The sequence below is a fragment of the Saccharothrix sp. DSM 118769 genome, from assembly GCF_052936295.1.
Genome location: NZ_CP193627.1, coordinates 1,048,259 through 1,068,877, shown reverse-complemented (window position 1 = coordinate 1,068,877; position 20,619 = coordinate 1,048,259). Strand labels below are relative to the sequence as shown.

Annotated in this window: 21 protein-coding genes; 6 read left to right on the top strand and 15 right to left on the bottom strand. The window is 74.7% G+C overall.

The window, feature by feature from the left end:
- The first annotated feature begins 17 nt into the window (after nucleotides 1-17).
- Together ACRAKJ_RS05135 and ACRAKJ_RS05130 are read left to right on the top strand one after the other, a co-directional pair.
- Entirely contained in the window at nucleotides 18-980 is a 963-nt protein-coding gene (locus ACRAKJ_RS05135; RefSeq protein WP_438925700.1) for a zinc-dependent alcohol dehydrogenase, read from the top strand.
- 27 nt (nucleotides 981-1,007) lie between these two features.
- A complete protein-coding gene (locus ACRAKJ_RS05130) occupies nucleotides 1,008-1,691 on the top strand; it encodes a creatininase family protein (RefSeq protein WP_438925701.1) in 684 nt (227 codons plus the stop codon).
- Here ACRAKJ_RS05130 and ACRAKJ_RS05125 read toward each other — a convergent pair.
- From ACRAKJ_RS05125 to ACRAKJ_RS05110, 4 genes are read right to left on the bottom strand one after another with little or no spacing between them, the layout of a single operon-like run.
- The gene (locus ACRAKJ_RS05125; protein WP_438925702.1) at nucleotides 1,611-2,609 is read right to left on the bottom strand and encodes a lysylphosphatidylglycerol synthase domain-containing protein; all 999 of its coding nucleotides are present in this window, start codon (nucleotides 2,607-2,609) and stop codon (nucleotides 1,611-1,613) included. The two genes, ACRAKJ_RS05130 and ACRAKJ_RS05125, sit on opposite strands and share 81 nt — an antisense overlap.
- Nucleotides 2,606-3,382, bottom strand: a complete 777-nt coding sequence (locus ACRAKJ_RS05120; RefSeq protein ID WP_438925703.1) for a methyltransferase domain-containing protein — start codon at nucleotides 3,380-3,382, stop codon at nucleotides 2,606-2,608. The genes ACRAKJ_RS05125 and ACRAKJ_RS05120 overlap by 4 nt, the downstream gene beginning before the upstream one ends.
- Nucleotides 3,379-4,356 carry a glycosyltransferase gene (locus ACRAKJ_RS05115; RefSeq protein WP_438925704.1) on the bottom strand — a complete coding sequence of 326 codons (978 nt, stop codon included), beginning with the start codon at nucleotides 4,354-4,356 and terminating at the stop codon, nucleotides 3,379-3,381. The genes ACRAKJ_RS05120 and ACRAKJ_RS05115 overlap by 4 nt, the downstream gene beginning before the upstream one ends.
- A complete protein-coding gene (locus ACRAKJ_RS05110) occupies nucleotides 4,353-4,751 on the bottom strand; it encodes a 6-carboxytetrahydropterin synthase (protein ID WP_438925715.1) in 399 nt (132 codons plus the stop codon). Before ACRAKJ_RS05110 ends, ACRAKJ_RS05115 begins: the two co-directional genes overlap by 4 nt.
- Before the next feature lie 88 nt (nucleotides 4,752-4,839).
- Here ACRAKJ_RS05110 and ribA point away from each other — a divergent pair, with 88 nt between their 5' ends.
- Nucleotides 4,840-5,472, top strand: coding sequence for a GTP cyclohydrolase II (gene ribA / locus ACRAKJ_RS05105; RefSeq protein ID WP_438925705.1), 633 nt, complete (start codon nucleotides 4,840-4,842; stop codon nucleotides 5,470-5,472).
- A 55-nt stretch (nucleotides 5,473-5,527) separates the two neighbouring features.
- On the opposite strand, the gene ACRAKJ_RS05100 is transcribed toward ribA, so the two are convergent.
- Nucleotides 5,528-7,780, bottom strand: coding sequence for an RCC1 domain-containing protein (locus ACRAKJ_RS05100; protein WP_438925706.1), 2,253 nt, complete (start codon nucleotides 7,778-7,780; stop codon nucleotides 5,528-5,530).
- Nucleotides 7,781-7,952: 172 nt separating this feature from the next.
- Here ACRAKJ_RS05100 and ACRAKJ_RS05095 point away from each other — a divergent pair, with 172 nt between their 5' ends.
- Together ACRAKJ_RS05095 and ACRAKJ_RS05090 are read left to right on the top strand one after the other, a co-directional pair.
- Nucleotides 7,953-8,276, top strand: coding sequence for a helix-turn-helix transcriptional regulator (locus tag ACRAKJ_RS05095; RefSeq protein WP_438925707.1), 324 nt, complete (start codon nucleotides 7,953-7,955; stop codon nucleotides 8,274-8,276).
- On the top strand, nucleotides 8,273-9,421 hold the full coding sequence (locus ACRAKJ_RS05090; protein WP_438925708.1) for an HAAS signaling domain-containing protein: 1,149 nt from the start codon (nucleotides 8,273-8,275) through the stop codon (nucleotides 9,419-9,421). Before ACRAKJ_RS05095 ends, ACRAKJ_RS05090 begins: the two co-directional genes overlap by 4 nt.
- A gap of 34 nt (nucleotides 9,422-9,455) precedes the next feature.
- Here the strand turns inward: ACRAKJ_RS05090 and ACRAKJ_RS05085 are convergent, their stop codons facing one another.
- The 5 genes from ACRAKJ_RS05085 to map form a co-directional block, all read right to left on the bottom strand.
- Nucleotides 9,456-10,970, bottom strand: coding sequence for a hypothetical protein (locus ACRAKJ_RS05085; protein ID WP_438925709.1), 1,515 nt, complete (start codon nucleotides 10,968-10,970; stop codon nucleotides 9,456-9,458).
- A 13-nt stretch (nucleotides 10,971-10,983) separates the two neighbouring features.
- Nucleotides 10,984-11,490, bottom strand: coding sequence for a DUF3558 family protein (locus ACRAKJ_RS05080; protein WP_438925710.1), 507 nt, complete (start codon nucleotides 11,488-11,490; stop codon nucleotides 10,984-10,986).
- A 16-nt stretch (nucleotides 11,491-11,506) separates the two neighbouring features.
- Nucleotides 11,507-11,908 carry a hypothetical protein gene (locus ACRAKJ_RS05075; protein WP_438925711.1) on the bottom strand — a complete coding sequence of 134 codons (402 nt, stop codon included), beginning with the start codon at nucleotides 11,906-11,908 and terminating at the stop codon, nucleotides 11,507-11,509.
- Between the two features lie 97 nt (nucleotides 11,909-12,005).
- On the bottom strand, nucleotides 12,006-12,785 hold the full coding sequence (locus ACRAKJ_RS05070) for an ESX secretion-associated protein EspG (RefSeq protein ID WP_438925712.1): 780 nt from the start codon (nucleotides 12,783-12,785) through the stop codon (nucleotides 12,006-12,008).
- A 180-nt stretch (nucleotides 12,786-12,965) separates the two neighbouring features.
- Entirely contained in the window at nucleotides 12,966-13,790 is an 825-nt protein-coding gene (gene map, locus ACRAKJ_RS05065; RefSeq protein WP_438925713.1) for a type I methionyl aminopeptidase, read from the bottom strand.
- 87 nt (nucleotides 13,791-13,877) lie between these two features.
- Here map and ACRAKJ_RS05060 point away from each other — a divergent pair, with 87 nt between their 5' ends.
- Nucleotides 13,878-14,147, top strand: a complete 270-nt coding sequence (locus tag ACRAKJ_RS05060; RefSeq protein WP_438925714.1) for a helix-turn-helix domain-containing protein — start codon at nucleotides 13,878-13,880, stop codon at nucleotides 14,145-14,147.
- Nucleotides 14,148-14,260: 113 nt separating this feature from the next.
- Here the strand turns inward: ACRAKJ_RS05060 and ACRAKJ_RS05055 are convergent, their stop codons facing one another.
- From ACRAKJ_RS05055 to ACRAKJ_RS05035, 5 genes are all read right to left on the bottom strand, one after another.
- Nucleotides 14,261-14,464, bottom strand: a complete 204-nt coding sequence (locus ACRAKJ_RS05055) for a hypothetical protein (protein ID WP_447008885.1) — start codon at nucleotides 14,462-14,464, stop codon at nucleotides 14,261-14,263.
- Between the two features lie 5 nt (nucleotides 14,465-14,469).
- A complete protein-coding gene (locus tag ACRAKJ_RS05050) occupies nucleotides 14,470-18,189 on the bottom strand; it encodes an ALF repeat-containing protein (RefSeq protein ID WP_447008884.1) in 3,720 nt (1,239 codons plus the stop codon).
- Nucleotides 18,190-18,433: 244 nt separating this feature from the next.
- Nucleotides 18,434-19,549 carry a trypsin-like serine protease gene (locus tag ACRAKJ_RS05045; RefSeq protein ID WP_438927046.1) on the bottom strand — a complete coding sequence of 372 codons (1,116 nt, stop codon included), beginning with the start codon at nucleotides 19,547-19,549 and terminating at the stop codon, nucleotides 18,434-18,436.
- Nucleotides 19,546-20,151 carry a hypothetical protein gene (locus ACRAKJ_RS05040; protein ID WP_447008883.1) on the bottom strand — a complete coding sequence of 202 codons (606 nt, stop codon included), beginning with the start codon at nucleotides 20,149-20,151 and terminating at the stop codon, nucleotides 19,546-19,548. Before ACRAKJ_RS05040 ends, ACRAKJ_RS05045 begins: the two co-directional genes overlap by 4 nt.
- A gap of 86 nt (nucleotides 20,152-20,237) precedes the next feature.
- Nucleotides 20,238-20,396, bottom strand: coding sequence for a hypothetical protein (locus tag ACRAKJ_RS05035; RefSeq protein ID WP_438924084.1), 159 nt, complete (start codon nucleotides 20,394-20,396; stop codon nucleotides 20,238-20,240).
- Nucleotides 20,397-20,619 lie beyond the last annotated feature (223 nt).

The following is a 20,619-nucleotide window of genomic DNA, read 5'->3' as shown; positions in this document are numbered from 1 at the left end:
TTTCCGGAGGTTGCTGGATGACACGAGTCGGGAGGGCCCTGTGGTTCACCGGATCGGGAAAAAGCGAGATCCGGCCCGTCGAGCTGCCCGAGCCGGGACCGGGTGACGTGGTGGTGCGGACGCTGTTCTCCGGGATCAGCCGGGGCACGGAGTCGCTGGTGCTGCGCGGCGGCGTGCCGGAGAGCCAGCACGCGGTGATGCGCGCGCCGTTCCAGGACGGCGACTTCCCGTGGCCGGTCAAGTACGGCTACCTCAACGTGGGGGTGGTGGAGGAGGGGCCGCTCGAAGGCCGCACGGTGTTCTGCCTCTACCCGCACCAGACCCGCTACGTGGTGCCCGTCGGGGCGGTGACGCCCGTGCCGGACGACGTGCCCGCCGGTCGCGCCGTGCTGGCGGGGACCGTGGAGACGGCGGTCAACGCGCTGTGGGACGCCCGGCCCCGGGTCGGTGACCGGGTGGCGGTGGTGGGCGGCGGGATGGTCGGCTGCGCGGTGGCGGCGCTGCTGCGGCGCGTGCCGGGCGTGCGGCTGGAGCTGGTGGACGCCGACCCGGCGCGGGCGGCGGTGGCGGACGCGCTGGGCGTGCCGTTCGCGCTGCCCGACGACGCCCGGGGCGACCTCGACCTGGTGCTGCACGCGTCGGCGAGCGGGGCGGGGCTGGCCACGTCGCTGCGGCTGCTCGCGGCGGAGGGCGGGGTGGTGGAGCTGAGCTGGTACGGCGACCGGCCGGTGTCCGTGCCGCTGGGCGAGGCGTTCCACTCGCGGCGGCTGCGGTTGCGGGCCAGCCAGGTGGGCGCGGTGGCGCGCCCGGACCGCACGTACGCGGAGCGGATGGCGCTGGCGCTGGAGCTGCTCGCCGACCCCGTGTTCGACGCGCTGATCACCGGTGAGAGCCGGTTCGACGAGCTGCCGGACGTGCTGCCGCGCCTGGCGAGCGGGGAGCTGCCCGCCCTGTGCCACCGCGTGGACCACCGGCGGTGACCACCGGCGTTGGCTACGGTTCGGCGCATGTTCCCGACTGACACCACGACCGACGTGCGGGACCGCGGGGCGACCGTCGCGCTGCTGCCCGTCGGCAGCCACGAGCAGCACGGCCCGCACCTGCCGCTGGCCACGGACACCCTCATCGCGTGCGCCGTCGCCCGCGCGGTCGCCGACGCGCACCCCGTGCGGCTGCTGCCGCCCGTCACGATCTCCTGCTCGCACGAGCACGCGGCGTGGCCCGGCACGGTGAGCGTCTCCGCCCGCACGCTGCACGCGGTCGTGCTCGACGTCGCCGAGTCGCTGCGCCGGTCGGGCGTGCCGAACCTGGTGCTGGTCAACGCGCACGGCGGCAACTACGTGCTGTCGAACGTCGTGCAGGAGTCGGAGGGCACGGCGCTGTTCCCGAGCGGCGCGGACTGGGCGGCGGCGCGGGCCGCGGCGGGCGTGGAGACGTCCCACCACGCCGACATGCACGCGGGCGAGCTGGAGACGTCGATCCTGCTGCACGCCCACCCGGAGCTGGTCCGACCCGGCTTCGAGGGGGCCGACCACCTCGCCGACGACCGCCGGCACCTGCTGACGCTCGGCATGGCCGCGTACACGGCGTCGGGGGTCGTGGGCAGGCCGTCACTGGCGTCGGCCCGCAAGGGCGAGCTGGTCGTCGCGGCGCTCGTCGAGGCGTTCGGGAGCTACCTGGCCCTGTTCTGACCGGCCCCGCCCAGGCCCGACCTGCCCGGCCCCGGCCTGTCCCGACCGGACGCGCAGCAGCGGCACGACGCCGGGCAGGCCGGCCACCAGCGCCAGCACGCCGTAGACCACGCCGGTGGCCAGGCCCTGCGCGGCGCCCAGCCCGGCCGCGCCGAACGCGACCGCGAGGAACGCCTCGCGCGGCCCGAACCCGCCGACGTTGACCGGCACCGCCATCACCAGCAGCGCGAGCACCCCCAGCGCCGCGACCCGGCCGACCGGGGCGTCCACCCCGGCCGCGCGGGCGGCGACCGCGAACAGCGCCACGTGCCCGACCAGGACGCCCGCCGAGGCCAGCGCGACCTTCGGCAGCACGTCGGGGGCCAGCAGGCCCACCCGCGCGTCGGCCCACGTCGTGGCCAGCGCCCGCCGCACCCGCGCCGAGCGGGCCGCGACCACCGCGACCAGGGCCGCCACCGCGACCAGGGCGGTCGCGGCGGGCACCAGGTCCACGCCGGCCGTGCCGGTCAGCAGCACCGCGCCCCCGACGGCGACGAGCACCGCCTGGCCCGCGCACCGCTCGAACAGCACCGCCCGCACCCCGCGCCCGACGTCACCGGCCTGGCGGCCGTGGTCGACGGCCCGGTGCACGTCGCCGAGCACCCCGGCGGGCAGCACCGCGTTGAGCAGCAGGCCCCGGTAGTAGTCGGGCACGGCGGCGCGCAGGGTCAGCGGCAGGCCGAGCCGGCGGGCGACCACGCACCACCGCCACGCGCTGAGCACCGTCGTCGCCAGCCCGATGGCCAACGCCGCCGCGACCGACCAGCCGGTCACGGCACGCAGCCCGTCGAGGAACGCGCCCGTGCCCAGCCGCCACCCCAGCGCCGCCAGCACGCCGACCGCGAGGGCGAGCCGCAGCCACGGCCACGCGCGCGTCACGACGGCACCGCCAGCAGGTCGGTGTGGTGCACGACCACGCGCGGGTCCGCGGCCTTCCGCCGCAGGTAGTCGGGGGCCTCGTCGGCCAGCGCGGGCTCCTGCTCGACGGCCGCGCCGACCCAGCCGCGCAGCCACTCCCGGGCCAGCGCCGCGCGCTCCGGCCCCAGCCGCCACGGGCTCGGGCTCGTCGCCACGGTCGCGCCCAGGTCCTCGAACGCCGCCGCGGCGGCCCCGGCGGCGTCCGGGCCGAGCAGCCCGCCGCGCCGCTGGTGGTCGTCGAACGCGGCCCCGAACGCGGCGTCCAGCGCCTCGGCCGCCGCGAACTCGACCCGGCCCACCACGGACAGCGTGAACAGCGCCGGGCAGCCGGCACCCGCGCACGCCTCCGCGAGGCCGCGCACCTGGTCGGCGGTCAGCAGGTCGAGCAGCGCCGACGCGGTGACGAGCGACGTGCCCGCCAGGTCGTCGGCGGTGAGCGCGGTCAGGTCGCCCTGCCGCACCTCGGCGGTCACACCCGGCCCCGTCACGCCCGACCTCGCCAGGTCGAGCAGGCGGGGGTCGCGGTCGTGCAGCACCCAGTGCTGCGCGCCGCCCAGCCGCGGTCCGAGCCACCGTCCTTGCGATCCGGTTCCACACCCGAGATCACGCACCACGAGGGGGTCCCGGTTCAGATCGATCTTGGTCAGCCGGTCCGCCAGGGCCGTCGACCGCGCGTCGGCGTCGGCCCCCTCGCGCAGTGCCAGCCATTCCGGTGCGAAGCCAGGGGTGCTCATGGCCGCAGACTAGCCAGCACCCCCGCCAGCGCGTCCGCCGTTTCGTCCCAAGTGGACAGCGCGGCACGTCGCCGGCGCGCCCGCCCCCGCAGCTCGTCGCGCCACCCGGCGTCCGCGAACCATCGCCGCAACGCCCCCGCGAACGCCCCCGCGTCCCCGGCGGGCAGCAGCACGCCGCCGTCGCCCAGCGCGTCCGGCACGGCGCTCGCGATGACCGGCACCCCGCGCGCCAGCGCCTCGGTCACCACCATCCCGTAGGTCTCGGCGCGCGAGGCGAGCACGAACAGGTCGGCCCGGTCGTACTGCGCGGCCAGCGCGGCGCCGGTCAGCGGCCCGAGCAGCTCCACCCGGTCGCCCAGTTCGTGCGCCACGGCCCCCGCGCCGGCGAACGCGCAGGTCCACGGCGCGCCGGCGTTGGCCGCGAGGGCGTCGAGCAGCACGTCGTGGCCCTTGCGCGGGGTCAGCGACGCCACGCACAGCAGCCGCGAGGCGCCGTCCGTGCCGCGCGCGAGCGGCGCCGGGTCCACCCCCGGCGGCACGGACCGCACGTGCCGCAGCCCGTGGTGCGCGGCGACGCGGCGGGCCGCCCCGGGGCTGGTCGCGACCACCGCGGCGGCGGACCGCAGCACCGCCCGCTCCCGCGCGTCGAGGTCCGCCGCGGCGGCCGGGGACAGCCCGGTCTCGTCGGCCAGCGGCAGGTGCACCAGCACCACCGCCCGCAGGCGCGCGGCGTGCGGCGCGACCACCTCGGGCACGCCGCACGCCACCAGCCCGTCCAGCAGCACGACGTGCCCGTCCGGGACGGCGCGCAGCGCGCGTCCCAGGTCGTCGGTCCGCGCGGGCCGGGGCCAGTCGCCGCCGACCTCGACCACGCGCAGCCCGAGCAGGTCGGCGACCCGGCGGTCGTAGGCGTTGCCGCCGCTCGGCCGCGCCGGGTCGTCGAGGCCCGCCGGCACCAGGAACGGGACCGTCACAGGGCGCGTTCGTAGCTCGCCCACGCCACGTGCGACTCGTGCAGCGTCACCTCGACGCCGGACAGCCCCTTCGCGCCCTCGCCGAGCCGGCCCGCGTGCACGCTCTCCACGAGCTTGTCCGCGATGTGCCTGGCCAGGAACTCGGTGGACGTGTTGACCCCGAGGAACTCGGGAACTTCGTCGAGGTTGCGGTAGTTGAGTTCACCGAGGACGGAGCGCAGCTCCTCGGTGGCGAGTCCGATGTCGACGACGATGTTGTCCGGATCGAGATCGGTCCGCTTGAACCTCGCGTCCACCACGAACGTTGCCCCGTGCAGGCGCTGCGCCGGACCGAACACCTCGCCGCGGAAGCTGTGGGCGACCATCACGTGGTCGCGGACGGTGATGCTGAACAGGGTGACCTCCGCCGGTGAGGGGGTGCGGTGCAGTACCGCCCGAGCCTAGTGACGGGTTCGGGTCGCGTCGGGGGAACGAGGGAGCCGGATGCACGAGCAAGCCTTCAACGACGACGAGGTGGCGGAGTCCGAACTGGTCACGCGCCGGGGCGTGTTCCGCGCGGTCGCCTTCCGGCACAGCGGTCACGAGCACATGGCGCTGGTGCACGGGCGGGCCCGGTCGCACGACGTCCTGGTGCGCGTGCACTCCGAGTGCATGACCGGTGACATCTTCCGCGCGATGCGCTGCGAGTGCGGCGACCAGCTCGACGCCGCCCTGGACCGCATCGCGGCCGAGGGCGGTGTCCTGGTGTACCTGCGCGGCCACGAGGGGCGCGGCATCGGCCTGGTGGCGAAGGTCCGCACGCACGTGCTCCAGGACCAGGGCCTGGACACCCTGGACTCGGCGACCACCCTGGGCCTGCCGGTCGACGTCCGCGACTACATGCCGGCCGCGCACGTCCTGCGGCACCTCGGGGTGCGCTCGGTGCGCCTGATGTCCAACAACCCGGACAAGGTCGCGGCGCTGGAGGCGCACGGCATCGCCGTCGTCGACCGCGTGCCGCTGCTGGTGCCGCCGAACCGCCACAACATCGCCTACCTGACGGCGAAGCGCGACCGCCTGGGCCACGACCTGCCGCAGGTCGACGTGTTCGAGGGCGGTGTCCTGGAGGGGACCTGACCCCGGGACGACGACGGCTCCCCGGCGGGCACCGGGGAGCCGTCGTCGAACACCGCTACCGGGGTTCGGCCACCAGGACGAGCCCGCCCTTCAGGCACGCCGCCACCGCGGTGGCGCCGATCCCGCTCACCTGCGGCACGCGCCCCGGCGCGGCCGGGTTGCCGTCGGGGACGCCGAGCTGGCCGCCGATGTCGTTGCCCCACGCCCACACCGTGCCGTCGGAGGTGAGCGCGAGGACGATGTACGTGCTGCTGATGCTGACCTCCGCGACCCCGGTCAGGCCGGGGACGGCGTGCGGGACGCGGTAGCCGACACCGGGCTCGACCACGCCGTTGCCCATCTGGCCGCTGGAGTTGGCGCCCCACGCCCACAGCGTCCCGTCGGACCTCACCGCGTAGCGGTTCATGCTGTGGCCGGCGATCCGCACCACGTCGGTCAGCCCGGAGACCCGCACGGGCACCGTGCTGACCGCCTCGTCGTCCGGCTCGCCGGTGCCGAGCACGCCGGCGTAGTTGGTGCCCCACGTCCACGCGGTGCCGTCGGCCTTGAGCGCGAAGCCCTCGTCGGACACCTCGACCACGTCGGTGAGGCCGGCCACCCGGACCGGCACGTTCGACGAGCAGGTCGCCGGCACGTCCCGGTCGCACGCCACGCCGTTGCCGAGCAGGCCCTCGTGGTTCGAGCCCCACGCCCACAGCGTGCCGTCGGACTTCACCGCGTAGCCGTTCTCGAAGCCGCTGCCGAGGTCCACGACGTCGGTCAGGCCCGCCACCCGCACGGGCGTGGTGACGACCTCCTCGACGTGGTCGACGCCGTCGCCGATCTGCCCGTGCCGGGTGTAGCCCCACGACCACACGGTGCCGTCGGAGGCGAGCGCCAGGCCGTTGCCGTTGCTGGACTCGGTCTTCGTGATGCCGGTCAGGCCGGGCACCCGCACCGGTCGCTTCCCCCAGGCCGTCGGCGGGTCGGAGGTCCAGGACCACACCGTGCCGTCGGACCTGAGCAGCAGGGCGGTCTCCTGGCCGCCGTCGACCGCGACGACACCGGGGAAGTCGTGGATCGGCTTCGGCTCGCTGCTCCCGACCCACGCGTACGCGCAGCCGGCGGTGCCCGTGCAGGTGCGGGTGAAGTAGCCGGTGACGTCGCCCAGCAGGTGCGTGGACCCCGAGGTGGCCACGTTCGCGATGTCGACGGCGGCGCTCCGCAGCCCCGCCTGCACCTGCGTGGTCGTCGGCCGCCACGGGGCGGCGTGCAGCACGCTCGGCCCGTACGCCCCGGCGGTCAGCTCGGTCTGCGCGGTGACGTCCGTGGTGGTCAGGTTGAACACCACGGAGGTGACCTCCTGCCCGCCCTGGTAGGCGCCGGGGAAGAACTGCGTCCACGCGCCCGCCGCGAGCGCCCCGGGATTGCCCTGGAGGGTGCCGGCGCCGGTGCGGGTGTCGAAGTCGCGCCGCGGCGTGGCGGGCAGGAAGAACGAGTCGCCGTCCGCGCCGTAGTAGCCGACCAGGTCACCGGTCAGCCGGACCGCGCCGCTCTGGTTGTAGAGGCTCACCGCGCGGTCCGCGCCGAGCTGCACCGTCACGAGGTTCGCCGTGGTCAGGCCCTTGGTCACGGTCAGGTTCCGCACGCCCGGCCGGGCCGCGCCGCCGCGCCAGGCGGTGACCAGCGTCGTCGCCGTGGCGCTGCTGGCGGTCAACGTGAACACCGCCGCCGTCGCCCCGGCCGGCACCTTCGCCGACACGTCGACCACCGCGGTCGACGCCGGACCGGCCTGCACGTCGAACGCGCGCTGCGGCTGGGTCGCCCGGTACTTCGCCGCGCCGTCCGTCGCGTAGTGGCCGAACAGGTCCACGATCAGGTCCACCGACCCGGCCCCGTTGCGCAGGTCCACCTTCCGGTCGGGACCGACCGCCACCGTCACCGACCCCGAGCGCGTCTCCCGCGCCACCAGGTTCACCACCGACGCGGAGTCCTCGCGCACCCACCCGGTCCGGTACGCCGAGACCGTCGTGGCCTCGGTCGGCGACACGGCGGTCACCGTCAGCACCACGGCGGTCGTCGTCGCGGGCAGGCGGCCCGACAGGTCGACCGTCTTGACCTGCCCCGCGCCCAGCGACCCCACCGGCGTGCCGATCCCGGCCTTGGTGTCGAGCAGCCGGGCCGGGTAGGTGGCGGTGAACTTCGACGACCCGCCCACCACCGGGGCGGCCCCGGCAGTGCCCACCAGCCCGCCGGTCACCACTCCTCCGGCCACCACCCCGCCGGCCAGCGACACGAGCGCGGCGCACACCGCGAGAACACGTTTCACCACTGATTTCCCCCCTGTGATCACGCAGGAGGTTAGGAAGCCCGGCGCCACCGGCACAAGCGCGTTGACCGCCGGTGACCGGACGGGGACGAAGCGTTCCCCGCCCCTACTACCCTCTACACGGTACTGCGCATTCCGTAGTAGCATCCACCGCACATCACCGGGGAGGGACATGGACACCAGCCAGCTGCTCAAGGGGGTGCTGGACCTCGCGGTCCTCGCCGTGCTCCGCAAGGAGGACGGCTACGGCTACGACGTCCTACGCCGACTGCGCCAGGGCGGCCTGGACGGCGTCGGCGACGCGTCGGTCTACGGCACCCTGCGCCGGCTCTACAACGCCGGCCTGCTCACCTCGTACGTCGTGCCCAGCGAAGAGGGCCCGCACCGCAAGTACTACAGCCTCAACGAACCCGGCCGCGCACGGCTGCTCGAATCGAGCCGGACCTGGAAGTCGTTCGCGCGGACGCTCGACGACCTTGTGGGGGATTCCGCATGAACACGCAGACGAACACCGAGGTGCGGGACTACCTGGACCGCATGCGCGAGGAGCTGTCCGACCTGCCGCCCGCCGAGGTGGGCGAGATCATGGACGACGCCGAGGCGCACGTGGCCGAGGTCGCCGAGGAACTGGGCGACGACTCCTCCACCGCCGCGCTGACCGACCGGCTGGGCACCCCCGGGGCGTACGCCCGGGAGCTGCGCGCCGCCGCCGGCTACCCCGACCGCACCGCACCCCCGCCACCGAGGACAACCCGCGCGACGGCCGCGGCCCGGTTCGCGCTGTGGGGCCTCGTCGCCGGCACCGCGGCCGGCTTCGCCATCGGCCTCGACGCGGGCAGCCGCGAACTGCTCCTGGCCGCGGCCGTCCTGTGCGCCGTCGTCGCCGCCGCGCTGGTGTTCGTCAGCCGCGGCCTCGTGGAGGACGTCGCGCACCTGCCCGAACTGGCGGCGGCGCGCAGGTCGTTCGACCGCCCCGAGGTGACCCGCTTCGTGCACCCGCTGCGCCCGCTGCAACCGGCGTGGTGGGCGATCAGGGCGCTGCTGGTGGCCGCCTGGGGCGGGCTCGTCCACGACATGTCCGTGCTCCTGGTGACCGTGGCGCTCGGCGCGCTGACCCTGCTGGCCGGCCTCCGGTCCCGCACCGACCGGCGCTGGCTGTGGATCAGCCTGCCCGCGTCCGGCTTCGCGATCGGCCTGCTGCTGCTCGCCCTCGGTTCCACCGCCTGGCGCGACCTCCCCCCGACCGCCCAGGTCGCCTACGCGCCGACCCCGGTGGTGCCGACCAACATCTACGTGTTCGACGAGAACGGCCGCCCGCTGACCGGCGTCCACCTCTACGACGAGAACGGACAGCCGCTGGACACGAGGTGGCGGGGGTGCGACGAGTACCACGAGGACAACCGCTACCCGCGCCCGCGCGTCGAGCACGACGAGAACGGCTGCCGCGAGGTCACCGGCGTGCCGTTCGCCGTGGTCATGCCGACGACGACCACCCCGGCGCCGTCCCAGTCCCCGTCGCCGCCCCAGTCCCCGTCGCCGCCCCAGTCGCCGTCGCCGTCCGCGTCGGTGACGCCGACCACCCCGCCGGAGACCTCCCCGACGTCGGCGTCAACGCCCCCGTCGGTGGTACCGACCAGCTGACCGACCCCGGACCGGGTGGTCCCGTCGCCGACCGTCACCCGCCGATGGTGGGCGGCGCGACCACCTGGTCGTTGCCGAAGATCCCGTCCGGGTCCGGCTCCAACAGGTACGAGGGCGCACTCCGCTCGACGTCCTCGTCCCCCGCCCCCTTGCCCGCCCCCACGCCACCGGCCACCCCGGCGCCGACACCACCGACACCGCCGGCACCACGCGCACCACCGCCCGCGCCACCTCCGCCCGTTCCGCCGGCCGTCCCGCCGGCACGACCGGCCGGCGCGTCACCGCCGTGCGGCAGCAGTCCCGCGGCCCCGCCACCCGCGACCCCACGCGCCCCCGAGCCGGGACCGAACCCGCTCCCCGCGCCACCACCGGGCACCCGCCCGCCGAACCCCGCCCCACCACCGGACCCGCCACCACCGGGACGCCCGCCCCCACCGCCCGACCCGGGCACCCCGGCGAGGCCACCGGCACCAGGTCCACCCTGTCCCGGGTTGCCGACGTTCCCGCCACCACCCGCGCTCCCCGCGCCCCCCGCACTCCCCCCGCCGGAACCGCTGGGGCTGGTGATCCCGCTGACCGGCGGCTCGTTCGGCGACACGACCCCAGAGGTGCCGGTGCTGCCGCCGGTGCCGTCGCCCTGCCCATCGCCGACCGCCGGCGGGGGCACCGCACCGCGCTCCCTCCCACCGGACCCGATCGGCACCAACGGATTTTCGGCTCGCGGCGGACCAGGCCGGGGCGGATCGGGCCGGGGCGGATCGGGCTGCGGCGGACCGGGCTGCGGCGGCGCTTCCAGCGGCGGGGCGAACGCGGGTTGCGCGGCGGCCGTCTGCGCCACCGTCCGGTCGTAGGTCTCCACCGCCCGCGCGGCGGCCTCGTGGTCCTCGCGCTGCTGCTCGAACACCGCCCGGTCCGCCGCGGCCTGCCGCGCGAACGCCACCGGGTCGGTGATCGTCATCAGCCGCTCGCGCGCCGCACCGGCGTCGAACGGTTCGGCGGGCGGCGGTGGCGTGCTCGCCCGGGCGGTGCTCAGCGCCCGCGACTGCTGGGCGAACAGCGTGCCCGCCAGCTGCGCCGCCGTCCCGGCCTCGCCGGCCCGGTTGCCCATGTCCGCCAACGCGCGCCGAGCGCCGTCGCCCGCCCGGCCGACCCAGTCGTCCTCGCTGATCGTGATCGCCTTGCCGATGGCGTCGTTGAACGTGGCGAGCTGGTTGCCCAGCCTGGTCCAGATGTCCCCCACCTCGCCGACCGCGCCGGGCTCGCCACCCCGGCTCACGCCCTCGTGCAACCGCGCGTGCGGGATGGCCGGGTAGTGCACGTCGGGCGGGGGCGGGGCCGCCCGCGTCAACACCTGCCGCTTGAGCTGCGCGGCCTGGGCGTCGAGCACGTCGTCGACCTCGCCGGGCGCGGTGATGGCCGCGATCAGCCTCCCGAACAGCCCGCCGTGCCGCTGTTCGAGGTCCCGCCGGACGCGCTGCTCCAGCTCCTCGCCGGTCTGCACCTCGGCGTGCCGGTGCAGGTCGTAGCGCGAGTGGACGTCCCGGGTCATACCAGTCCCCCTCTCACGGCAACCGGGGCTCGACGAGTTCCGCGACCCGCCGGGCCGGCGCGCACGTGTCCTCGCTCGGGTCACCGGTGTAGGAGACGTCGACGCGTGACGACCCGGTGACCTCGATCGCGACGGTGCAGGTGCCCCCCGGGGCGGTCACCTGCTTCGCGTCGCGGCCACCGACCGCCACGTCGCTGATCTCACCGGTCGGCTGCACGTCCGCCAGCCCGGCGTTGGTCCGGACGTCGATGCCGAGGTTCGTGAGCTTCGGCTTGAAGGTGCACCCCCGCGCGGTCCCCAGGTCCTCGCGCGCCGGCGCCTCGCGCAGGGGGCCGAACAGCCGCTCGGCCTCGTCGCGCGTGAGCAGGTCGCACGGCTCTACGTCCTTCAGGGAGGCGGGGGCGTCGGCGGTGCTGGTCGCGGTCCTGGCCGGTCGCGGCTCCCCGTTGACCGGTCCGCCGCAGGCGGCGACGGTCGACAGGGCGACGGCCAGACCGGCGATGAGCGTGCGAGAGGTCACCTTGGTCCTTCGCTGATCAGGTCGGGAGGGTCGATCCGGCGGTGGCGACGACGGTGGCGGAGTCCTGGTCCGTGCCCCGGTAGACGCCCATGGACTTCTCGACGTCGGAGCGGAACCGCACCAGGTCCTGCTGGAAGCCCACCAGCACCGGGATGAAGCCCTGGACCTCGTCGGTGGCCACGGTGGCGAGGAACGGCTTGTAGACGACCGCCGCCGGGGTGGTCCCCAGCGGGGGTTCCTGGCTCAGGCGGTTGGCACTGGCCAGGGCATCCCTGATCTCGGCCAGCATCCCGTCGACGGCGTCGATCAGCGCCTGGCCGCCCGCGGCCCCGATGCGGAAGCCGGCGGCGGTCGCGGCGCTGAAGCCGGACACGGCGTGGCCCATGCCGGCGATACCGGTGACGGCGGCGTTCGCCACGGTGATCACCCTCCCCCGAGGACACCCTGCGCGGTACGCGCAGCGCATGAACAGTAACAGTCAGTGGCGACACGAACGGGTGGTTCCACTGTCCCCCTCACCTCGCCCCGGCCACGATCCGCAGCACGTGGCGATCAAGAGCGGCCTGGTCGGCGGGTGCGTACGTGACCGCGAGACGCCCGTCGGCGCCCGCGTCGGACAGCACGGCGCAGCGGCCGACGTCGGTGTCCAGGTAACCGACCGTGCCCAGCTCGACCTCCCGGCCGTCGCGCCCGCGCCCGGTGACCGCGAAGTACCCGGCGCCCAGCCTCGGGCGGCGCAGGACCTCCTCCGCGGCGGCGCGCTGCGCGGCCGGCGACCGCACGGCGGCGGCACGCACCTGGCTGGTGAAGGTGACCGCGGAGAAGTCCTCGGAGAAGTCCTCCCCCGCCCGCGCCGGGGGCGCCTCCTCCACCGTGACCGGGACGCCGGGGGCGGGGCGCATCGCGGGCAGCAGCCCCACGAGGGCGCGCACCGCGGCCTCGGGCCGGTCGTCCCGGACGGTGACCGACTCGCCCCGCTGCACGACGACCACGCCCGCCCGGTCGTCGACCACGGCGAGGCCGACCGGCCGGGCCTGCCCCGCCGTGCCCACGAGGGCGACCGACACGGGACCGCGGGCGAGGAGGTGCAGCACCTCGGCGAACGCGGGCACCGGGTCCCCGCCCCGCACCAGGCCGCGCCCGGTCAGGTCGCGCCCGACCCGTTCGACGAGGCGCACCCGTTCCTCGCGGCTCGCCCCGTGGTGCCCGATCGCGAGCGGGAACCGCCGCACGTCGATCCGCAGCGCCTCGCCCAGCACGTCGAGCTCGGCGCACGAGCAGACGATCTCCCCCACCCTCGCCCCCTGCCGGCACTGTCGGTGATCGCCGACATACTGGCAGTCAGAACGGGACCGCCGGCCCCGATCCGTCGGCGTTCAACCGATGTGCTTAAAGGAGGTCCGGACAGGACGACCGGGAGTGGGTCCTCCCCCACCGCGCACTCCGCACGATTGCCGTCCCCCGAGCGGAACCCCTCAGTCGACCGGGGGAACGACGGACGCGCGGGACGACGCGTCACCGCGGTCGAGTTCGCCCTCGCGCCGGGTGAGCACCAGGGCGGCGTCCTCGGTGACGGCGATCGTGTGCTCGGAGTGGGCGGTGCGCGAGCCGTCGGCCGACCGGATGGTCCAGCCGTCCGGGTCGTACACGATCCGGTCGGTCGTCCGCGCGAACCAGGGTTCGAGCGCGAGCGTCAGCCCCGGCCGGAGCTTCAGCCCCCGCCCCGCCTTGCCCTTGTTGGGGACGTGCAGGTCCTCGTGCATGGTGCGGCCGATGCCGTGGCCGCCGAACTCGGTGTTGACCGGGTAGCCGTAGTCGCGGGCCACCGCCCAGATGGCCGCCGAGATGTCACCCAGCCGGTTGCCCGGTCGCGCCACCGCGATCGCCGCCTCCAACGCCTCCTCGGTGGCCCGGATGATCCGCAGGTCCTCCTCGGCGGCGGTGCCGACGACGACCGTGCGCGCCGAGTCGGCCACCCAGCCGTCGATGCCGACCGCGAGGTCCGCGCTGAGCACGTCCCCGTCGCGCAGCACGTAGTCGTGGGGCAGGCCGTGCAGGACGGCGTCGTTGACGGACAGGCAGATGACGTTGCGGAACGGGCCGCGCCCGAAGGACGGCGCGTAGTCCCAGTAGCACGACTCCGCCCCGCGCCGCTCGATCATGCCGCGCACGTGGTGCTCCAGGTCCAGCAGGTTGACGCCCACGTCGGCGAGCCGGCCGACCTCCGAGAGCACCTCGGCGACGAACCGCCCGGCCACGTGCATGCGGTCGATCTCCGCAGGCGACTTCAACTCGATCACGAACACCTCGCGCTACAGGATTTCGGTATAGTAATACCAGAACCGTAGCACTTGCCGGTATAGTAATACCAGCCCTACCCTGGGGGCATGGTCCGCCAACCGCTCACCCCCGAACAGGTCGACGCCGGCAGGCGCCTCGGAGCCCTGCTGCGCCACGCGCGAGCGGGGCGCGACCTGGCCGAGGTGGCGCACGCGGCCGGCATCTCGCCGGAAACCCTGCGCAAGATCGAGACCGGCCGGCTGCCGTCCCCCGGTTTCGGCACGATCGTGTGCCTGGGCGAGGCCCTCGACCTGCCGTTGGACGAGCTGGCGGCCACCTGGCGCGGCACCGACCACCCGCTGGAAGCCGCCTCCTGACCACCGCCGGCCCAGCCTGGTGGTCGCACCGGTGGGGGACCGCAGTCACCACCTGACGCGGTCCCCCACCGCTGCCCGTGCCGGTCGAACCGGCACGGGCAGCGGGTACCGGGTCACTCGACCGGCATCGCCCGGGCGCACTCGGCGATCCGGTGGGCGAACGCGTAGACCTCTTCCTTGCTCCACCCCACCATGTCCTGGTACGCCACCTCGGACGGCAGGGTGTTGTTCAGGGTGCTGACCAACCCGAGGATCATGACGAGCTCGTCCCGGCTGAGGGTCAGCACGCAGCGCTGCCCGACGACTTCCGCTTCCACCGGCCCTACCTTTCGAGGTACTTGGAGCCCACGTTCATGCGCCAGTCCTCGGGTTTGTAGTTGTACGCGTGGATCATGGACGAGTCCCTGATGATCAAGACCTGGTTCCCCTCGTCGTACATGACGTCCTTGTGGGTCCTGGAGTCGTAGAAGCGGAACGCCTCCCGTTCCCTGGCCGCAAGGTACCTGGCGAGCCCCTGCACGTCCTTGCCGATGCCGTTCAGCGCGTGGCCCTGCGCACCCTCGTTGTACCGCCTGATGTTGTAGGCCACACCCTCGGCGACCCTGAAGGAGAACTGGTCCTCCAGCGCGTCGACCACCTCGTCGGCGACGTCCCAGAGGCAGTCCGGGTCGTTCTGCGCGGCCATCGGCGCGGACGCGGTGAAGCTGCGCGCGCACAGGCGGTTGCCCAGGCCCAGCAGGCGGCCGAGGTCGTACCGGCCGGCGCGCGCCGCGGCGAGTTCGGACTCGACGACCGCGAACTCGAACCGGCTGCCGACCCGCACCGCGAACGTGACGCCGGCGGTGGCGGCGCCGGCGGTCACGAGCCAGGGGCTGATCGCGGCCGCCAGCGGGTCCATCGCGAGCAGGGCGCTGCCGCAGACCAGCGAGATGCCGCACAGCACGAGCGCGGTGACGCCCAGGCCGGCGTACAACGTGAAGGTCGCCGCCTTGACGTAGACGAGGAGCTCCTCCATCGCGTCGAGGTAGCGGTTGAGCTTGAAGTCCGGGTTCAGCACGTCCCGGAGGCAGTTCTCGTACCCGGCGGCGCCCTTGTTGTCCCCGTAGAGGAGCACGCAGAACTCACCGTTGCGGAAGGCGAGTTCCACCAGCTCATCGGCCGAAGCGGTGATCAGGTGGATGCACTCGGTGTACTTCGGGGTGCCCTCCCCGTACCGGCCCGCGCAGTAGTTGGCCTGCCGGAAGGCCGCCTCGGTGATCTCGTCGTCCATCATCTGCTGGGCGTGCGCGATCGCCTCGTTGGCCGCGGCGGCGGCCTGCTCGGCGTCCTTGCCCGCCGCGATGGCCGAGTCGTACGCCTGCTCCGCCGACTGGTAGGCCGCCACGGCGAAACCCTGCGCCTGGTTGGCCGAAGCCTGCGCCCAGACCGCGGACTGGGAGGCGCGCCGCGCGGAGGCGTCGGCCGAGGCCGCGGCCTGCTGAGCGGTGCGGGCCGAGTTCGCCGCGTCCTGCGCCGACTTCTCGGCGGCGGTCGCCGAGTCGTGGGCCTGCCGCGCGTAGTCGGCGGCCTGGTCGGCGGACCGCTGCGCCTGCTGGGCGTGGCTCACCGCCTCCTCCGCCGCGCCGCGCGCGACGGCCGCGACCTCCTGCGCCCGGCTCGCGTTCTCCGAGGCCGATGCCGCGGCGTTCCACGCCTTGGCGACGTACGCGGCGACCTCGGCGTTGTGCCCGGCCTGTTCCTGGTCGCGCTGCGTCGCCTGGTGCAGGACGGTGCTGAGGAACCGCTGCTGGAACGCGCTGGGCCCGTCCAGGGCGGCCTGCGCGGACGCCTTGGTCTCCGGACCGGACCCGGGGGAGGCCAGGACTCTGTTGACCGCGATCCGGTCGTCGGTCGCGGCGGTGGTGAACTGCTCCTGGGTGAGGAACTTCCGGTACGCCTCGACGGTGCCCGCGTCGAGTGCCTTCTGCGCGGCGGCCTTGGTGACGGTGCGGTTCGCGGTGCTCGCGGCCGCCAGGACCTGGTTGACCTTGACCCGGTCCTCGGTGGCGCGCTCGGGGTAGAGGCGCTGGTCGAGGAACCGCTGGACGTCGGCGTCGGAGCCGGCCAGCGCGGCCTCGGCGGCGCGCTTGAACGCGTCCGAGCCGTCCACCAGCAGGGACCGCAACGTCACGCGGTCGTCCTGGCCCGCCGCGGACGTGATGCCGGTGCGGACGAAGTCGCGCACCTCGTCGTCCGACCCGGCCAGGGCGGCCAGTGCCGCGGACTTGGTCCACGGGCCGCCGGACTGCGCGAGCTTGACGGCGATCTTGCGGCCGTTGGCGACCACGAGCGCCGGGTCGGCGCCGGGACCGGAGGCCGCGGCCAGCAGCTGGGCGGTCTCGGTGTCGCGCCTCGCCTGCGAACTGGTGTCCCACCTCGACGCGGGGGTGGTCGGCCCGGCCGCCGCCTTGGCCGCTTGGGCCGCCTCGACGGCCTGGTCGCGTTCCGTGGCGACCCGGGCCTCGTCGGACGCGCGGGCGGCGTCGTAGATCTGCTGAGCCTGCGTGGCCGCCTGGATCGCCGTGTCCGCCGCCTGGCTGGCCGCGTTCGCGTGCTCGGTCGACTTCCGCGCCGCGTCGACGGAGTTGCCCGCGTGGTTGGCGGCGTCCTCCGCGGCGTTCGCCGCCGCGATGGCGTTCTCCGCCGCGCGGTTCGCGGCGTCCCTGGCCAGCCCGGCGGCGTCGGCGGCGGTGTTGGCGAAGCTGATCGCGGCATCGGCCGCCCGGTTGGCACGGGCCGCCGCGGACCGTGCCGCCGCGGCCGCGTTGCGGGCGAGCGCCGCGTCGGCGCCGGCCTGCTCGGCGAAGTTCCCTGCCTGCGCGGCGGCATCCGCCGCCTCCGCCGCGTTGTTGCCCGCGGTCTTCGCGGCCGTGGCGGCGACGCCGGCGTTGCGCGCCGCTTCCCCCGCCGCCGCCGCCGCGTCCGCCGCCTTCTGCGCGCCCAGCGCCACGTCGCGGGCGGCCTGGGCGGCCTGCCGCGCGTTGGCCGCCTCGCCGGCGTTGGTGGCCGCCGCCGCTGCCGCCGAGTAGGCGCGCGCCGCCTGCTGACCGGCGAGTGACGCGGCCGTGGCGGCACGGGAGGCGGCGTTGGCCGCCACCCACGCAGCGTTGCTGGCCGCGTTCGCCGCGCCGACCGCGTCCCGGGCGGCGTTCGCGGCACTGGCCGCGGCATCGGCGGCGCGACCGGCCTGGCGCGCGGCTTCCTCCGCGTTGCCCTGGGCGTTCTGCGTGGCCTGGCGGGCCTTCTCGGCCACCTCCTTCGCCAGCTGCGCCTCGCGCACCGCGCGGTCGGACGCCTGCTTGGCGGCCTCGGTCTCGCGCATCGCCTGGTCACCGGCGTCCTGCGCGACGCCCGCCAGCTCCGCGACCGACGCGAGTTCGAGGTCACGGGATTGGGCGATGGCGAAGTCGTGGTCGATGAACTGGGTGAACGCGGCGATGGTGCCCTCGTCGAGCACCTGCTGCGCCTTCTCCCGCACCCGCGGGCCGCCGACCGCCCGGAGCTGGTTGACGCGGATGCGGAGGTCGAGCTGGTGCGGCGCCTCCCAGTCGGTGTCCAGGAACCGGCGCATCACCTCCGAGGAACCGGAGTCGAGCGCCTCCTGCGCTTCCTGCCGCAGGTTCGGTCCCGCGGTGTACTGCATCTGGTTGACCCGGACCCGCAGGTCCAACGCCTGCTCGGCGGGCACCCCGCTGTCGAGGAACGCGCGAAGCGCCTCGCCGGTGCCGGCGTCGAGCGCCCGCTTGGCGGCCGCCTCGACGGCGGGTCCCCCGGCGTTCAGGAGCCGGACGACCCGCTGCCGGTCGTCCTCCTCGGCCGCGCGCTGCCAACCGTTCGCCAGGAACCCGCTGATCTGGGCGTCGGTGCCGATGAGCACCTTCTCGGCTTCCGCCCGCAGCACCGGCCCGGCGACGCGCCACACTTCGACGAGCCGTTCGCGGTCGGTGGCCGTCGACGTGCTCGCCGGCGGTTCCTCCTGGGCGACGGCACCGTTCGGCGGCACCACCAACAACGTCGAGACGAGCGCTGTGACCAGCGCGAGGGCAGTTCTCCGCCTACCCGTACGGATCTTCACCACATTCCCCCTCCAGCACGGGGGCCACCTCGCGCGAGGTGGCCCCCTGTTCACGGTGCGATCTCCCGGCACCGGTTCGCGCCGGGCACGGTGGCCCGACCAGGCCCGACCGGCTTGCCGGCGACCGCCGTCAGCGGAGTGGCACCCACTCCGACGACGGCGGTCCCGCGTCTCACGCGATCTCTTCCCAGACCTGGTCGGCGTAGTTGGGCTCGCAGATCTGCTCGGTCACCTCGGCGCCGTTGTTGGGCGTGCCGTGCCACACGGCCAGGCACAGGCCCGTCACGGCGTTGCGCAGCTGCACGCCGTTCGACAGGCGGTTGACCTGCCACGCCTGGAGCCCGTTCGCGGCGTTGCAGTCCTGGACCGGCACCGTCGTGCCGTAGGTGTCCGCGGTGGTCCGCGCCGAGATGCAGCGGTCGGAGACCGGGTTGCGCAGGGCGAAGCCGCCGGTGACCGGCTTCAGCTCCCACGCCTGGTCGTAGTACTGCGGGAAGCAGTCGTACTGCTTGACCGTGGTCCCGGCCTGGGGCTCGAAGGAGAACTGGATCATGCAGCGGCCCGTGTAGCGGTTCTTGAACATCGCGGTGCGGCCGCCGATCTGCTGACGGACCCAGCTGTCGAGGTCGTCCACGCGGCTCGCGGTCCCCCCGGTGCGGGTGTCGGTCTCGCCGAAGCAGCCGCCCTGCCACGACCTGCTGCCGACCGCGACGAGTTCGGCGACGCCGTTGGCCTCCCGCACCAGCGGGGCGCCCGCGTCCCCCTTGCACAGGCCGGTACCGGACACGCCGGTGATCGCCAGTTCACCGGCGGTCGACGTCCCCGCGGAGAACGACGAGGCGTGGAGCGCGTCGTTGGCGAACGTCTGCCGGGTGCGGCCCCACCCCACCGCCTTGAGCACCTCGCCGGTCGTCGCCGCGGCCGTCGCCAGCTTGAGCTTGGGCAGTTCCATGACGGGGTACTTCAGCCGGGCCAGCGCCAGGTCCCGGTCCGCGCGACGGGCGACCTGGGTGACCTGGCGGGTGACACCGGTGGTCTGGCCCGCCAGGGTGCGGCCGATCGCGATGTCGACCGCCTTGCCCTCCGGCAGGCAGCTGCTCGCGGTGATCACCCAGTACGGGTCGACCAGCGTGCCGGTGCAGCTCAGCTCCGAGCCGACGGTGATCTTCGCGACGTAGGGGCGCGCGCCGTCGGCGACCGGGGTGCCGTCGACCACCGCGGCGGCGGGCACCGTCAAGGCCGCGCCGGCGAGGGCCACGGCGGCGACTGCGAGGAAACGCTTCTTCACGGCTTGATCTCCAGTCGCAGAAGGGTCGAGGGTTCGCCACCGGGGACGCCGATACCCACCTGGGCGCTGCCGTCCGGGTCGAGTTCGACGGTCTTGCGCTGGCCGGACTCGCCGATCACCTCGGCCGTGCCCTTGTGCCCGGCGCCGGGTGCGCGGCCGTCGCCGCGGATCTCGAACACGTCGGGCAACATCAGCGTCAGGTAACCCGAGGCGCCGGTCACCTTGAAGCAGACCCTGCCGTCCTCCTGCATGCCGACGGACAGGTCCGACGAGTACACCTCGATCAGCTGCACCGGGCCGCTCGGCGGCTGCGAGCAGTCCGCGTAGATCACGTGCCCGTCACCGGAGACCAGTTTGACGTTGTCCTCGACCTCGATCCGGTCTCTGCCTGGATAGGCGAAGTCCTCCACCAGTGACTGCTGCTCGTCGGCGGCGATCGTCTGGTCGGCCTGCGCCGCGAAGACGCCACCCGACACCACCGCACCGGCCGCCAAGGCGGTCACAACAGCGCGCGACCACGATTTCATGCGTCGATACCTCCGGTTTTCGTTGATTTCGGGCAGGGGGCTGCCCGGGGATCTCCACGTCGAAATGTCGGACACCGAATTTTCCGCGCGGGCTCACGCCGCCCGGTGGGCCGATCCGGTCCACCGGGCGGCGTCACGACGCCAACGGCTCGTGCGGCCCGCTACCGGGAGGTGGTGCGCCGGGTTCCGCCGAGGTCCGGCTCGCCCCGGTCGGGGCACAGCCCCCGCCCGACGTCGTGCAGGCGCTCCCGCGACGACGCGGGAGCGACCCGCGGCGCGGCGTCCTCGGTGTACCCCGACGAGACCGCCGCGGCGGTCAACCGACCACCACGAGGCACACGCTCCCCCACGCCCATGCCACTGATCCCCCACCAGTCCCGCGTCGGTGCCGACGCACTCGCGGCCCATAACCGAGCAGCGCTCGCAGACCGTAATACACGACGGCCCCTTCGTCACCGTTCTGTCAGGGTGACCACAGCCCGCGAGCACGGCCCCCGCCCGCGAGCGTCCCGCCCGCGGGACGGGCTGGCTCGTCCGCCGTCC

Bases quoted from the DNA above. Each gene is read 5' to 3' on its own strand.
- ACRAKJ_RS05135 (WP_438925700.1), top strand. From the start codon at position 18: ATGACACGAGTCGGGAGGGCCCTGTGGTTCACCGGATCGGGAAAAAGC.
- ACRAKJ_RS05130 (WP_438925701.1), top strand. From the start codon at position 1,008: ATGTTCCCGACTGACACCACGACCGACGTGCGGGACCGCGGGGCGACC.
- ACRAKJ_RS05120 (WP_438925703.1), bottom strand. From the start codon at position 3,382: ATGAGCACCCCTGGCTTCGCACCGGAATGGCTGGCACTGCGCGAGGGG.
- ribA (WP_438925705.1), top strand. From the start codon at position 4,840: ATGCACGAGCAAGCCTTCAACGACGACGAGGTGGCGGAGTCCGAACTG.
- ACRAKJ_RS05095 (WP_438925707.1), top strand. From the start codon at position 7,953: ATGGACACCAGCCAGCTGCTCAAGGGGGTGCTGGACCTCGCGGTCCTC.
- ACRAKJ_RS05090 (WP_438925708.1), top strand. From the start codon at position 8,273: ATGAACACGCAGACGAACACCGAGGTGCGGGACTACCTGGACCGCATG.
- ACRAKJ_RS05085 (WP_438925709.1), bottom strand. From the start codon at position 10,970: ATGACCCGGGACGTCCACTCGCGCTACGACCTGCACCGGCACGCCGAG.
- ACRAKJ_RS05060 (WP_438925714.1), top strand. From the start codon at position 13,878: ATGGTCCGCCAACCGCTCACCCCCGAACAGGTCGACGCCGGCAGGCGC.